At 62.2% G+C, this 12,228-nt stretch carries 17 protein-coding genes; 5 read left to right on the top strand and 12 right to left on the bottom strand.

The window, feature by feature from the left end:
- Positions 1 to 517: 517 nt before the first annotated feature.
- Positions 518 to 721 (top strand): hypothetical protein, encoded by a 204-nt coding sequence (locus AC1DYO_RS10620; protein ID WP_477262903.1) that lies wholly within the window; start codon positions 518 to 520, stop codon positions 719 to 721.
- A gap of 134 nt (positions 722 to 855) precedes the next feature.
- Here the strand turns inward: AC1DYO_RS10620 and AC1DYO_RS10615 are convergent, their stop codons facing one another.
- The 7 genes from AC1DYO_RS10615 to AC1DYO_RS10585 form a co-directional block, all read right to left on the bottom strand.
- Positions 856 to 1,158 (bottom strand): hypothetical protein, encoded by a 303-nt coding sequence (locus AC1DYO_RS10615; protein WP_477262901.1) that lies wholly within the window; start codon positions 1,156 to 1,158, stop codon positions 856 to 858.
- Positions 1,159 to 1,247: 89 nt separating this feature from the next.
- Positions 1,248 to 1,790, bottom strand: a complete 543-nt coding sequence (locus tag AC1DYO_RS10610; protein WP_142868005.1) for a MerR family transcriptional regulator — start codon at positions 1,788 to 1,790, stop codon at positions 1,248 to 1,250.
- 135 nt (positions 1,791 to 1,925) lie between these two features.
- A complete protein-coding gene (locus AC1DYO_RS10605) occupies positions 1,926 to 2,249 on the bottom strand; it encodes an integration host factor subunit alpha (RefSeq protein ID WP_477262899.1) in 324 nt (107 codons plus the stop codon).
- 104 nt (positions 2,250 to 2,353) lie between these two features.
- The gene (locus tag AC1DYO_RS10600; RefSeq protein WP_477262897.1) at positions 2,354 to 3,289 is read right to left on the bottom strand and encodes a beta-ketoacyl-ACP synthase III; all 936 of its coding nucleotides are present in this window, start codon (positions 3,287 to 3,289) and stop codon (positions 2,354 to 2,356) included.
- A gap of 9 nt (positions 3,290 to 3,298) precedes the next feature.
- Positions 3,299 to 4,369, bottom strand: a complete 1,071-nt coding sequence (gene plsX, locus AC1DYO_RS10595; protein ID WP_477262895.1) for a phosphate acyltransferase PlsX — start codon at positions 4,367 to 4,369, stop codon at positions 3,299 to 3,301.
- A gap of 142 nt (positions 4,370 to 4,511) precedes the next feature.
- Entirely contained in the window at positions 4,512 to 5,060 is a 549-nt protein-coding gene (locus tag AC1DYO_RS10590) for a YceD family protein (protein WP_477262893.1), read from the bottom strand.
- Between the two features lie 39 nt (positions 5,061 to 5,099).
- A complete protein-coding gene (locus AC1DYO_RS10585) occupies positions 5,100 to 5,642 on the bottom strand; it encodes a ubiquinol-cytochrome C chaperone family protein (protein WP_181060721.1) in 543 nt (180 codons plus the stop codon).
- A 115-nt stretch (positions 5,643 to 5,757) separates the two neighbouring features.
- On the opposite strand from AC1DYO_RS10585, the gene AC1DYO_RS10580 reads away from it, so the two are divergent.
- Positions 5,758 to 6,273, top strand: a complete 516-nt coding sequence (locus tag AC1DYO_RS10580) for an outer membrane protein assembly factor BamE (RefSeq protein WP_235984483.1) — start codon at positions 5,758 to 5,760, stop codon at positions 6,271 to 6,273.
- Positions 6,274 to 6,385: 112 nt separating this feature from the next.
- Here AC1DYO_RS10580 and AC1DYO_RS10575 read toward each other — a convergent pair whose 3' ends face one another.
- Positions 6,386 to 7,426 (bottom strand): helix-turn-helix domain-containing protein, encoded by a 1,041-nt coding sequence (locus AC1DYO_RS10575; RefSeq protein WP_477262891.1) that lies wholly within the window; start codon positions 7,424 to 7,426, stop codon positions 6,386 to 6,388.
- A 207-nt stretch (positions 7,427 to 7,633) separates the two neighbouring features.
- Here AC1DYO_RS10575 and AC1DYO_RS10570 point away from each other — a divergent pair, with 207 nt between their 5' ends.
- Complete coding sequence (locus AC1DYO_RS10570) at positions 7,634 to 8,536, top strand: LysR substrate-binding domain-containing protein (protein ID WP_181060724.1); 903 nt, start codon at positions 7,634 to 7,636, stop codon at positions 8,534 to 8,536.
- Positions 8,537 to 8,600: 64 nt separating this feature from the next.
- On the opposite strand, the gene AC1DYO_RS10565 is transcribed toward AC1DYO_RS10570, so the two are convergent.
- From AC1DYO_RS10565 to AC1DYO_RS10550, 4 genes are all read right to left on the bottom strand, one after another.
- Positions 8,601 to 9,155 (bottom strand): hypothetical protein, encoded by a 555-nt coding sequence (locus AC1DYO_RS10565; protein ID WP_477262888.1) that lies wholly within the window; start codon positions 9,153 to 9,155, stop codon positions 8,601 to 8,603.
- Between the two features lie 44 nt (positions 9,156 to 9,199).
- A complete protein-coding gene (locus tag AC1DYO_RS10560) occupies positions 9,200 to 9,502 on the bottom strand; it encodes a YgjV family protein (protein WP_477262886.1) in 303 nt (100 codons plus the stop codon).
- 68 nt (positions 9,503 to 9,570) lie between these two features.
- Positions 9,571 to 9,840: a hypothetical protein gene (locus tag AC1DYO_RS10555; protein WP_181060727.1), complete on the bottom strand. Its 270-nt coding sequence runs from the start codon at positions 9,838 to 9,840 to the stop codon at positions 9,571 to 9,573.
- Positions 9,841 to 9,914: 74 nt separating this feature from the next.
- A complete protein-coding gene (locus tag AC1DYO_RS10550; protein WP_477262884.1) occupies positions 9,915 to 10,376 on the bottom strand; it encodes an anthrone oxygenase family protein in 462 nt (153 codons plus the stop codon).
- A gap of 298 nt (positions 10,377 to 10,674) precedes the next feature.
- On the opposite strand from AC1DYO_RS10550, the gene AC1DYO_RS10545 reads away from it, so the two are divergent.
- Both AC1DYO_RS10545 and AC1DYO_RS10540 read left to right on the top strand, forming a co-directional pair.
- A complete protein-coding gene (locus AC1DYO_RS10545) occupies positions 10,675 to 11,220 on the top strand; it encodes a dTDP-4-dehydrorhamnose 3,5-epimerase family protein (RefSeq protein ID WP_477262882.1) in 546 nt (181 codons plus the stop codon).
- Between the two features lie 13 nt (positions 11,221 to 11,233).
- The gene (locus AC1DYO_RS10540; RefSeq protein WP_477262880.1) at positions 11,234 to 12,217 is read left to right on the top strand and encodes a glycosyltransferase family 2 protein; all 984 of its coding nucleotides are present in this window, start codon (positions 11,234 to 11,236) and stop codon (positions 12,215 to 12,217) included.
- The last annotated feature ends 11 nt before the right edge of the window (positions 12,218 to 12,228 follow it).

Here is a 12,228-nt window from a genome sequence, read left to right as displayed (position 1 = left end):
AGGCCGGAAACAGCTGCGGCTGATCGATCAGCCAGGGGCGAAACGTCTTGCTCATGCCCCAAAGAATCACGCCGTAATCCAGCTGTCTAGGCGCAGCCCGCCGCCGACCGCTCATTCCACACCCAAATACGGGGACAGGCTCCTAGGCGGGGCAGAAAGCGCGGTGCCAAGATGGCGACAATGACTGCTGCCGCCACCTGACATGAGCCGGGGCGGACTCGGTTCTCGGCCGGCCATTTTCGGCACACTACCGTGCGACCTTCGCATGGCATGCCGCGCCGCTACGCCAGTGCGCTTCACGCCAAATGCATGATCGATGTCGGCCGTTTCCCACCTGACGCCGGCTGTTGACGAAGGCTAAAAATCGACTTCGCGAAAAAGCACGAAGAAAATTCGAACCACGCATGAACCTTTGTTCTGGGAGCCGCACTAACCCGGCATGGACGCCAAGAAGGCGATCCCCAACCCAGAAGGACGCCATGACGGCGATCCTCAATCCAGAGAAGGAAATGCTCAAATGACCAACTTCAAGCGCATCACGCTGGCCGCGGCTTTCGTCGTCTCGGCTTTCGGTTCGGCCTCGGTTTCGACCACGGCTTTCGCCGGTACGCTTCCGAGCAATGACGGCCCGGTCTGCAAGGGCCACGGTGCCTGTATGGTCCTGCAGCTGGACTGCAAGGGCAAATATGTTGACGGCACCGATTCCAACGGCACCGTCTAAGGCAAATGCCGCACGACCGCTCAGGTCGACCCCAAGAGCAAGATCAAGCTCGCCAAGTAAATCGGTCGCCGATGACGGAAATGGCGGCCGCCCTCGGGACGGCCGCCATTTTCTCGGAATATATCAGGATGTGCCTAGCGCCGGCTGAGCAGCAGACTGGCGACGAGACCGACCACCACCAGGCCCACGGCAGCCGCCGTTGCCGGATGATCGCGCGCCGTCCTTTCGATAGCCCTGCCCTGCTTCCTAATTGCGGGCATAGCATCACTGAGGCGGTCGGCAAGCTGCGCATAGTAGTCGGAGGCAGCATCGCGCCCGTCCTCGTAGTAAGCGCCGCCGCGTTTAGCCACGACTTTGCGCAAGGCGGCAAGCTCCTTGGAAAGGGTCGCGACCTGCTTTTCGAGATCGACATCGGAGAGGGTCGAAAACGATACCATGATTGTTTTCCTTCTTCTCAGAGAAGGCCAAACGCATGGCCGCAGAACCGGTTCCGATTTTGCTCGACCATAGGCAGTTGCCTAGAGGTCTAGCGCACCTGGTCGAGCAGGCGCTTGCACTCCAAGAGGTCGAACAGCGCCTCCTGCAGCAAGGCGCGGTTGTCGCGCGACAGTTTCGACGCGCCGGGCTGGACCGGACCTTCCTCCTCGGTTTTGCCCAGGCCGAAAAAGCGGCGGCTGGGTTTCACCTTGGGCTGGCCGACAAGCATCTCGTCGTCCATGCCGCGCGGTTGCGCCGCCGGCGTCAGAGGCACCTGATCGGCCTGCTTGCGCTGCGAGATCGCTTCGACGGCCGCCATGTCGCCATTGCCGATGGCGACCAGGAAGTGGTTGCCGTTCTCGCGGAGCAGTTTCTGCACGCCTTTGATCGTGTAACCCTGGTCGTAGAGCATGTGGCGGATGCCCTTGATCAGTTCGACATCCTGCGGCCGGTAGTAGCGGCGGCCGCCGCCGCGCTTCATCGGCTTGATCTGGTTAAAACGGGTTTCCCAGAAGCGCAGCACGTGCTGCGGCAGATCGAGATCCTCCGCAACCTCGCTGATGGTGCGGAAAGCGTCGGGGCTCTTGTCCATGGGCGAAATCCTCACGCTGGACTGCGATCCAGCCTAGTCTGCCGAATCGAGTATTATTTCAGCGGTTTATGGAACAACATTCAAGCCCGGCGTCAAACCGGCCCGGCGTTTTCAACCGAAGCCTGCGACAGAAACCTATTTGCCGACCTTGGCCTTGCTGTTCTGATGCGAGCGCAGGATGCGGCTCTTCAGCACGTTCGACGACTTGAAGGTCATCACCCGGCGCGGCAAGATCGGCACTTCCTCGCCGGTCTTGGGATTGCGGCCGATGCGTTCGTTCTTGGAACGGACATGGAAGGTGGCAAAGGACGACAGCTTCACCGTCTCGCCGCGCACGATGGCTTCGCAGATCTCGTCCAGCACTGCTTCGACGAGTTCTGCCGATTCAGTGCGCGACAGGCCGACCTTCCGGTAAACAGCTTCGGCAAGGTCGGCGCGCGTAAGTGTCTTTCCCCCCATGCGACCGTCCCATCAGCTCTAAAAACATAAATCGATACAGGTAAAGGCAGAGCCTAAGTAATTGATCCGGCAAGGTCAAGGACCGAAACCGGACCGTTCGGCACTTACCAGCGAACGAGAACCGCGCCCCAGGTGAAGCCGCCGCCCATCGCTTCCAGGAGCACGAGGTCGCCCTTCTTGATACGGCCGTCGGCGACGGCCACCGAAAGCGCCAGCGGCACGGAAGCAGCCGAGGTGTTACCGTGCAAATCGACTGTGACCACCACCTTTTGTTCGGCAATCCCGAGCTTCTTGGCCGAAGCGTCAATAATGCGTTTATTGGCCTGATGCGGCACGAACCAGTCGAGGTCGTCGGCGGTGATGCCGGCCTGCGAGAACGTCGCCTCGATGACGTCGGTGATCATGCCGACGGCATGCTTGAACACTTCGCGACCTTCCATCCTGAGATGACCGACCGTGCCGGTGGTCGAGGGGCCACCATCGACGAAAAGCTTGTCCTTGTGGGCGCCGTCGGAGCGCAGGCTCATCGCCAGCACGCCACGGTCGGCAATGCCGCCGCTCCCCTCACCCGCTTCCAGCACCAGCGCACCGGCGCCGTCGCCGAACAAGACGCAGGTCGAGCGATCACTCCAGTCGAGGATGCGCGAAAACGTCTCCGCGCCGATCACCAGCACGCGCTTCGCCAGACCGCCTCTGATGTAGAGGTCGGCGGTGGTCACCGCATAGACGAAGCCCGAGCACACCGCCTGCATGTCGAAGGCAAAGCCGTGATGCATGCCGAGCCGGTTCTGAATGTCGACGGCGGTCGCCGGAAAGGTGTTGTTGGGCGTCGAGGTCGCCAGCACGATGACGTCGATGTCGGCGGGCGTCAGGCCGGCGCTGTCGAGTGCCGCGCGCGCGGCGGCCTCGCCGAGCGATGCCGTCGTCTCGTCATCGGCGGCGATATGGCGCTGGCGGATGCCGGTGCGCTGGGCGATCCACTCGTCGGAGGTCTCGACCATGCCTTCGAAATCGCCCCCCCCCACGACTGATCTGATCAAGGTTCTTTCCTATTCCTTTGCGTCGACGGCGGCGTCGGCTTTCCTGTTTGCCTGGGCATGCGGATTGCGCGCATGGAACAGATCGAGATCGGCCTCGATGCGGTCGATCAGATTGTTGCGCACCATATCGTAGCCAAGCTCGATCGCTGCCGCAAAACCATCCGAATCGGCGCCGCCATGGCTCTTTACCACGATGCCGTTCAGACCCAGGAAGACCCCGCCATTGGAGCGGCCCGGATCCAGCTTTTCACGCAGGCGGTCAAAGGCGCCCTTGGCGAAGACATAGCCGATCCTGGCCATCAGCGTGCGGCTCATCGCGGCGCGCAGATAGCCTGAGATCTGGCGCACCGTGCCTTCCGCCGTCTTGAGCGCGATGTTGCCGGCAAAACCTTCGGTGACGACCACATCGACCGTACCCTTGCCGATGTCGTCACCCTCGACGAAGCCGTGATAATTCATCGAAGCCATATTGGCCTCGCGCAGCATGCGCCCGGCTTCCTTGACCTCTTCCTGGCCCTTGATCTCCTCGACGCCGACATTGAGCAGGCCGACTTTCGGCCGGTCGATGCCGAACACCGAACGCGCCATGCCGGTGCCGAGAATGGCGAAATCGATCAACTGGTGCGCATCGGCGCCGATCGTGGCGCCGACGTCCAGCACAACGCTCTCGCCGCGCATCGTCGGCCAGATAGCCGCGATCGCCGGGCGGTCGATGGTGGCCATGGTGCGCAAGCAGAATTTCGACATCGCCATCAACGCGCCGGTGTTGCCGGCCGAAATACAGGCTTGCGCCGTGCCTGATTTGACCGCCTCGACCGCCTTCCACATCGACGACTTCCAGCGGCCGTGGCGCAGCGCCTGGCTCGGCTTGTCGTCCATCCTGACCGCGATCTCGCAATGATGGAACTCGCTGACCTCGGCCAGTTTGGGGAATTTGGCGAGTTCGGGGCGCACCATCTCCTCGCGGCCATAGATGATGAAGCGAATGTCGGGACGCCTGACAGCGACCGTCATGAGTGCCGGGATGACCACGTTTGGCCCGTGATCGCCACCCATGGCATCGATGGAAATCCTGATCACGCGGTCTTTATCTCACTAACTTGGGCCAGGGCTCGTGGCCCGCGAAATACGAACTCGCGAAATTCGGGGGCTCGCGAAGGTTCGGCGAAAATAGCGGTTTTGGGCTGCCGCACAACCGACTTTTCTCCGATCGCGTCGTGTTTTAGGATTTTCTAAGCAAGGATCGCAGCTTTTGCTGGAATTCGTTCTCGACCGGCTCGTCCGGGCCAGCCGCCTCCAGCGAGGCGCCTGCCTTGCGTGGATAGGGATCGATCGCCAGCCCGAAGAACTGTTCGGCGAGCGCGCCGACATCGATCGTGTCGCCGGAGAATGTTTCAGGGCTGTCCGGCCCTTCGGCGTCGATCAGGATCTCGCCGCCGCCTTCGAAACCTTGCCGTCCGAGCTTGGATTGCTCCGGCAGGAACAGCGCCTCGACCTCCTCGTCGATATGGGCCGCGACCGGCTCAAGGGTGACGATGCAGGCCTGGGTGATATCGGCCTCGACGCGGCCGCTGACCTTGACGCCGTTGCGCTTCCACGGCGCCACCAGCAACTCGGCGCGGTAGTTTTCGACCGAGAGCAGCTCGTGCTCTGCGGCAAGGGCGGCGCGCTGCGCTGGGTCGGCATAGATCACCACCGGGAGGCCTTTTTGCGGCAGGCGACCGACATTGGCCTTGAATGACACCGGGCTCGGCGTGTCCGCATGTTTCATCTCAGCCTCCCTCTTGATTTCCTTCATTGCGCCTTGCCGTCATTGTATCTTGGCGACGGGAAACGCTACCGTGCCGGAGAGGATCGATTCGGACGGCTGTGCCTCAAGCTGCCTTGCGGCATCGATCACATAGGACGCCAGCGGCAGGGCCTGCGGCCAGGCGCCGGCGTCGGGCCTGACATTGCGCGCCAGGGCGGCAGCAAGCGCATCGCCATCACGGCGTTCCAGCGCGTCGTCATAGGCGGCGGTACGGCCGTAGAACATTTTCGCCAGCCTCTTCATGCGCTTCGGCACGCCGACGTCGCCAACGCCCAGCTCCCGCAGCGAATGCTCGACATCGAGAAAGAACTCGTCGATCAGCACCTGCGCGACCTCTTGCGCGACGCCCTCTTCGCCGCGCAGCCGATGTTGAAACAGGAACATGTGCAGCGACAGCATCTCGAAACGGCCGAGCGGAGTGTCCGGCACATTCCAGTCGGAATAAAACACAGTCTGCCGCGCCGCTGCCACGATTTGTGCGTAAAGCGCCTCGGTGATAGCGCGGTTGGCGTTGCGTTCGCGGCCAAAAAGGCGCTGGAACATTGAGGGTGGTCTCCTGGGGACCTTTTGTTTGAATTGGCCTTGTTGCATCGGCAAGCAAGCTGGTTTACCGGTTTTGCCGCCCAGCGCAAGTTGCGGTCAGCTAATGGAGTTGTTGTTGCGCGCGCTGAAATTCAAGTCGACTTTGCTGCCCGGGGCTACCGCGGCGGTTTCGCTGGTGTTGGTGGCTTCCGCGCTGTCAGGCTGCAATTCGTCCAAAATGTTCGGCGACCTTACCCCGGGCGAGACGCTGACGCAGGGCTATGTCATCGACCAGCAAGCTGTTGACTCGGTGCCGGTAGGCTCCAGCCGCGAACAGGTGCTTCTGGCGCTCGGCACGCCGTCGACGACGGCAACTTTCGACAATGAAGCCTTCTATTACATCTCGCAGACGCGCAAGCGCTATGTCGCCTTCGACAAGCCGCACCTGGTCGACCAGAAAGTGCTGGCAGTCTATTTCGGCGAAGACGGGCGCGTCACCCAGATCGCCAATTACGGCCTGAAGGACGGCAAGATCTTCGACTTCGTCTCGCGCACCACGCCGACCGGCGGCAAGGACCAGAACTTCCTCAGCCAGATCATCAACGGCGCCAGCAAGCTCGCGCCCGGCATCCCCGGTGGTGGCGGCGCCTAAGAAGAAGCGGCCGCTTCCTCAAGATTTTCTCGCTTTTTGCTTCCCTCGAAGCAACATCATCTCAGGCGACCAAAAGCCCGCGGGAGCGATCCTGCGGGCTTTTGTTGTGAGGTCACGTCGCCGCCTCGCCCCTCGCGCTTTGCCGCGCGTGGCCGGTTCGGCCGCCGGGCTCCAGCGAGGCGTGTTGCACAGCCGCGCTCTGCCGCGCTTCCGACGGTGTCGTGCCGAATTGCCGGCGAAAGGCGTGATTGAAGGTCGACAGATCACCGAAGCCGGCATCGAAGGCGATGGCGCCAATGGTGCGATGGGCAAGGCGCGGATCGGCCAGCTTCCGGCAAACCAGGGCCAGCCGGCGGCCAAGCACGAATTGCGAAAGCGATGTGCCCTCACCCTCGAACAGCTTTCTGATATAGCGCGGGCTGACGCGGTGGCGCGCGGCCAGCGCGTCGGAGCCGACGTCGCCGGAAGCCAGATTGCTTTCGATGTCGGCTTTGATGGTGCGCAGCCGCGCGGCACGTATACCGCGCCCTGCGGCGACCTCGGTGGCTTCCTGCGTTGCCCCGATGGTGACCGCAACGAGGTCCTGTATGTGATTGGCGGCAAGCCAGCACAGTTCGGATGTGGCAAGGTCCGGCTCCTGCATCAGCAGGCGCACATAGCTGGCCAGCAACCCGAACTTCTCGCCCACGCACGACATCGGCGTCATCAGGACGGCATCTGCGTTCGCAGCCATGGGCCCGAGGGCCGCCTTCGGAATCGTGATGAAGAGATGACGCGACATTGCCCTCTCGATCACATGCGGGTCGGAAGAGGACAGAAGGATGGCCTGGCCGGCCTCGATGCTGGCCTCGCGGCCTAGATGCGAGAAACTGGCAGCACCCTCGAGACACATGAAGAAAATGTAATCATCCGTCCCCTTGCCCATTGCCCGGGAACGGGTGGTGCAGAAGGCGGTAGTCCTGGAATCGGCGACGCCGACCCCCGGCAGCCGCAGGATGGTCGCGTCGACGGAGAGTTTTTCCTCGGTGACGTTGAAATCCATGTCGGTCACCATCCGACGCAACAGGTCGCAATAGACACCACGCCATTCAGTTCGCGGCCACATGGCCGTTGAAAAGCGTGCATAAGCAAACTCAGGTGGTCGAATGGTCATGGGTACTCCCAAGCGATTGTCATCGTTTCACAGTCGTTCGTGGTCGAGGCTCGTTGCATGAACGGCCTCTCATTCCGACGGCGGCAATCGGGGGGCAGTGGATGGCTACAGTGATTTGCGCATCTGGACAAAAGACTTTTTACGACGCTATGAATGAGGAACGTTCATCCATACTAATGGAGTGGATGGACGGATCGGTAGCGCCAAATGACGAAACGACTTCCACAGCTGGAATCCATTCGGGCTTTCGAGGTCATCGCCCGGCTGGGCAGCTTCAAACGCGCCAGCGAGGAGTTGAATGTCACGGCGAGTGCGCTCAGCCATCGGATTGCCGACCTTGAGGCCGATCTCGGCGTGCTCCTGTTCACCCGCCATGTCCGCCGCGTCGAGCTGACGCTTGAAGGCGAAAGACTGGCGGCGGGGGTGCGGCGGGCTCTGCTCGAGATCCAGAGCACGATCGCCAGTGTGGCGCGCAGTGAACGAACGCGGTTGCGGGTCACCGCCATCCCCTCTCACGCCGTGCGCTGGCTGGCGCCGCGCCTGCACAGGTTTCGCAAAAAGCATCCCGAAACAGAGATCGACATCAACGCCGATCTTGCAGTTGTCGACCTTTCGCAGCGAACCGTCGACATCGCCTTGCGCTTCGGCGGTGGACACTATCCGGCCGTCGAGACCGAATGGCTGATGGGCGACGCGATCTTTCCAGTCGTCAGTCCCGACTATCTCGCCGCCAACGGCCCTGTCAGAGACCAGCACGATGTGCTGCCACTGTTTCGCATCCTCGACACAACAGCCGAAAATGACGAGAGCGGCGCCAATTGGCGCCACTGGTTCGAGAGAAACAATCTGCCGCTGGATACGGTTGGCGACGGCATGAATCTCAACGGCACTTTGCTGGCCGTCGAAGCGGCGGCAAGCGGACTGGGCGTCGCCATCGCGAGGAAATCGCTGGTCGAGAACGATTTGCGCACCGGCCGGCTCGTCCGTCTCCTGACAACGGACATACCGACGAACTGGAACCACTATGTCGTCATCCACCCGTCCATCTCGGCCTGGGAGCCTGCCAGATCGTTCATCAACTGGCTGAAGGCGGAAGCCAGCGACAATTGATCTCAGAGACAGTTGGGAACTCTACTCTGGTGCGCATCTGAAGGTGTTTCTGAGCTTCCGGTGTTCACCGACTTATGGCGTCGGCCAGCTCATCCTTGCAGCCCCGCTGCGTCGCAGCCTTGGCCGCAAGAGCTGCCGCCATCTGGCTTTCCAACTCGCGCAGCTTGATGTTGAGTGTCGCCATGCCGCCCCAGCCGAATGTCGTGCGGTAGAGCGGTGCGATCTCGGGCGTCAGGAATTCGACAAGGGTTTCGTCCTCGACCCAGACCTTGAGCACCTTGAACAGGCGCGCGTCGATCAGTTCACTGTGCCAACCCGTGCGGGCGGCAATGCCCTGGATGGTTTCGGTCGAATTGGGCGTGCTGAGCAGCACATGCGAGCCGGAGCGCAGGCGCATGTGCGGATCAAAGCCAATGCCGAGCGGCGCCTTCTGGTCCAGAACCGTGCCGCAAGGCAGGATTTCGATCAGCGAGCCGAAATCATCGCCAAGGCAGACGAACCATGCGCCCTGCGGGAATGGCGGCGACGGCGCGCGAACCGCTGTGGCGACAAGCATTTCGGCAAGAACGGTGGCGACGGCCTGCGGATCGCGGGCGTTGAATGAAGCGTGGTGCAGCATGGCAATAGTCCTGTCTTTCAATACGGCCCGTCACAGCCACCTTGTCAGTGAGGTGTTTTCTGGACCGGGGATGTAACCATCGCGTGGCGCCGCGGCGGAACTGCCAGGTTACCTGGCGGCCTCAGCAACTCGATCAGCCGGTAGCTGTTGATCGGCAGCAGGATCAATTCCATAACGATAATTGGCCCGGAAGAGGTCAGAACGGCATAGACAAGAAGCGCGACGCTGCTCATCACCGCGGCCACGCGCAGCTGCAACATGCGCCGCATCGAATAGGCCATGATGGTGAAGCCGGTTCCGGCATAGCCGACCACGTCGCTCCAGCTGATGAGATCGATCCAGTTCACGGGTCTATTCGCCTCCCGCATCTGCCCGATCGATCGGCGACCGAGCTCTGTCGTTGGTTACCGCCGGTCTAGGGCCTGACCAGATTGTGCAGCTGGTGGAACGAAATCTTCGGCCTGATGCCCTTGGGCAGGTTCGGTGCGACATGGGCGGAGAAGAAAAGGGTCGCGGCCTCCTTCGACTGCCAGATCTCGACCACGCGCCAGCCCTGCTCGGTGGGGTGGGAGGCGTGCAGGACAAAACCATGCGACTGCCTGACGGCATCGCCGACCTTGACCAGCACGCTCTCGTAACCCGCCTGGGTCTGTCCTTCGATCTCGGTAACCAGCAGAACCGGCATCGTCTGTTTCTCCTTCAAAAGCGGGCACGAGCGGCCAGCGCCGGCCCATGCCGCTGCGTTTCGCAAAAACGGAATCACCGGCTGAGCGTCAGGATGACCGCGGCAAACAGGCAGGCGTACTCAGCCAGCCCGAGTACAAGGCGCAGATTGTGGTTGGCCGCCCAGCGGTCGCGCGTTTGCGCCCAATCATCGGGAATGGTCACCGGCGTCCAGCTCTGGACCTGTTTGTTGAGCGGCACCTGGCGGCTGACGGTGAAGCCAATGTCGATCACCACCAGCGCCGCGGCGACGATGGTCAGGATGCGCGGCAGGCCGGCGTCGACCGCAAACATCGCCATCGCCGCGATCAGCACCAGCGTCGTCAGCCTGACGACCGGCATCACCCGGGTAAACGTCCTGTCACGCATCTGATGCATGGCCATGTACTGGCCGGCGGTGAGATCATCGATGCGAAAGTCGTGGATTACGCCCGAGACGTAGATGCCGGCAATAATTCCAGCCAGCGCAAGCGAAGACGTCATCAAAAAAATGTCCATGTCTTTTCCCTGCCCGAAATGTCTTTTCCCTGCTCGTAGTCGCCGCGAGGGCGAGCCGGACACCGCGTCAATCGCAACGCCCTGGCCAATGGTCGGGTATTAAAGGAGGCGGATGGCTCGGGCTTGGGCAGGACGGAACGATGTTTTGGGCAATGCGGCCCTACGGTCGTGTCGGAAACGTCAAGCGCAGCGAGGTCGAAACCCGTCTGCAGACGTTGAGGCATACTTGCCAGCGACCGGTCGAATTCGTATCAGACCGTGCTGGCCAATGGCGGCATCACGCTGAATTGGGGCACCCGTGCAGGACAAAAACCAGACAAAACCGACCGGCTGGATGGCGACCGGAACGGCCGACGGCCAGGTGGTCACGCCTGACTGGATGCCCATCGAGCCGGTGGCGATTGATGGCGTGAGGGTCAAGGAGATCAGGCCGGTCGCAACCTCCACCGGCTATCTGACCGAGATTTTTCGCGAGGAGTGGGAGCTCGATGCGGAGCCGGTCGGTCAGGTCTTCCAACGCACCTTGTATCCCGGTGCGGTGACGGGCTGGCATGCCCATGCGGTAACCATCGACAGGCTTTTCTGCTGCGTCGGCAGCGTTCGCATTTCGCTGTTTGACGGACGCAAGGCCTCACCGACCTTCGGCGCCGTCTGGCACAAGATTATCGGCCCGTTGCGCCCGGCGGTGGTCATCATTCCGCCCGGCATATGGCACGGCGTTGTTTCACTTGGAGCGGAGACGGCGGTGCTGCTCAATCTCGTTGACAAGGCCTATGCCTACGATCAGCCCGATCACTGGCGCCTGCCGCCGGATACCGACCACATTCCCTACAAACTGGTGTAGCGTGGAAGCATCCGTGCAGCGCGATCAGGCCGACGGCGAACCGCTGGTCTCGGTCGTGATCGCAACCCACAACCGCCCGGCGGCACTGCGGCAGGCGCTGACGAGCCTGGTGCGCCAGTCGCTGCAGGACTGGGAAGCCCTGGTCATCGGCGATGATTGCAGGTCGGATACGGCGGCCGTCGTCGCTGAATTTCGCGATGCCCGCATCGTCTACATCGATCTTCCCGTCAATTTCGGCGAACAGTCCGGCCCTAACAATATCGGCTTTGCCAGGGCGCGTGGCCGCTTCGTCGCCTTGCTCAACCACGATGATCTGTGGTTTCCCGACCATCTGGCGGCGATGACCGGCTGGATCGACGCGACGGGCGCCGACGTGGTGCTGGCGCGCGGCGCCGTCATTCGGCCGCCGTCGGCGGCCGGCGATCCCCTCAATTCGATCTTCGGGTTCGGCACTGACGGTTACTATGACCCGGTCACGACGGAAGGATTTGGCTCGGCGCAACTGTTCCGCCGCGCTTCGTTCGGCCTGCTCGGACCCTGGCGGCCGGCCAGCCAATGCTTTTGCGAAAGTTCGCAGGACTGGCTGTTTCGGGCGTGGCGCAAGCGGGCGGTGATCGCGACGATGCCGCACCTCACAGTGATCAAGCTGCATTCCGGCATACGCAAAGGTTCCTATCTCGGCGACAGTGCGCAGGAACAGAAGGACCTTCTGGACGCCATGCAGGCGCCAGACGCCTTGCGCGTGGACATTCTTGCCCATTCGCACGAACCCGTCCGTCTGGCGGCATCGAGTTATCTCAGGCGCAGGCTGATGGCGGCTCTTGGCATCCATCCCCGCGCCCGCTCCTTCCGCCGCAAGTATAAGCGAGGCGCCTTCGTTGCCAGGCTGCGGCGCCTGCGTGGCCTGTCGCCGATGCCTGAACGCGAGCCGAGCGTGAGCGAATTGCTCGATCGCTACAAGCGCGGCGGTGCCGGCACCGAACCGGATGAGGGTTGAACCGGCCTCCA

The sequence above is a fragment of the Mesorhizobium sp. P2_F5 genome, assembly GCF_056403715.1.
This window is presented reverse-complemented; position numbering and strand designations above follow the sequence as displayed.

What these genes read in the sequence shown, in the direction of transcription:
- AC1DYO_RS10620 (WP_477262903.1), top strand. Translation starts at nt 518, where the DNA reads ATGACCAACTTCAAGCGCATCACGCTGGCCGCGGCTTTCGTCGTCTCG.
- AC1DYO_RS10615 (WP_477262901.1), bottom strand. Translation starts at nt 1,158, where the DNA reads ATGGTATCGTTTTCGACCCTCTCCGATGTCGATCTCGAAAAGCAGGTC.
- AC1DYO_RS10610 (WP_142868005.1), bottom strand. Translation starts at nt 1,790, where the DNA reads ATGGACAAGAGCCCCGACGCTTTCCGCACCATCAGCGAGGTTGCGGAG.
- AC1DYO_RS10605 (WP_477262899.1), bottom strand. Translation starts at nt 2,249, where the DNA reads ATGGGGGGAAAGACACTTACGCGCGCCGACCTTGCCGAAGCTGTTTAC.
- AC1DYO_RS10590 (WP_477262893.1), bottom strand. Translation starts at nt 5,060, where the DNA reads ATGAAACATGCGGACACGCCGAGCCCGGTGTCATTCAAGGCCAATGTC.
- AC1DYO_RS10585 (WP_181060721.1), bottom strand. Translation starts at nt 5,642, where the DNA reads ATGTTCCAGCGCCTTTTTGGCCGCGAACGCAACGCCAACCGCGCTATC.
- AC1DYO_RS10575 (WP_477262891.1), bottom strand. Translation starts at nt 7,426, where the DNA reads ATGACCATTCGACCACCTGAGTTTGCTTATGCACGCTTTTCAACGGCC.
- AC1DYO_RS10570 (WP_181060724.1), top strand. Translation starts at nt 7,634, where the DNA reads ATGACGAAACGACTTCCACAGCTGGAATCCATTCGGGCTTTCGAGGTC.
- AC1DYO_RS10565 (WP_477262888.1), bottom strand. Translation starts at nt 9,155, where the DNA reads ATGCTGCACCACGCTTCATTCAACGCCCGCGATCCGCAGGCCGTCGCC.
- AC1DYO_RS10555 (WP_181060727.1), bottom strand. Translation starts at nt 9,840, where the DNA reads ATGCCGGTTCTGCTGGTTACCGAGATCGAAGGACAGACCCAGGCGGGT.
- AC1DYO_RS10550 (WP_477262884.1), bottom strand. Translation starts at nt 10,376, where the DNA reads ATGGACATTTTTTTGATGACGTCTTCGCTTGCGCTGGCTGGAATTATT.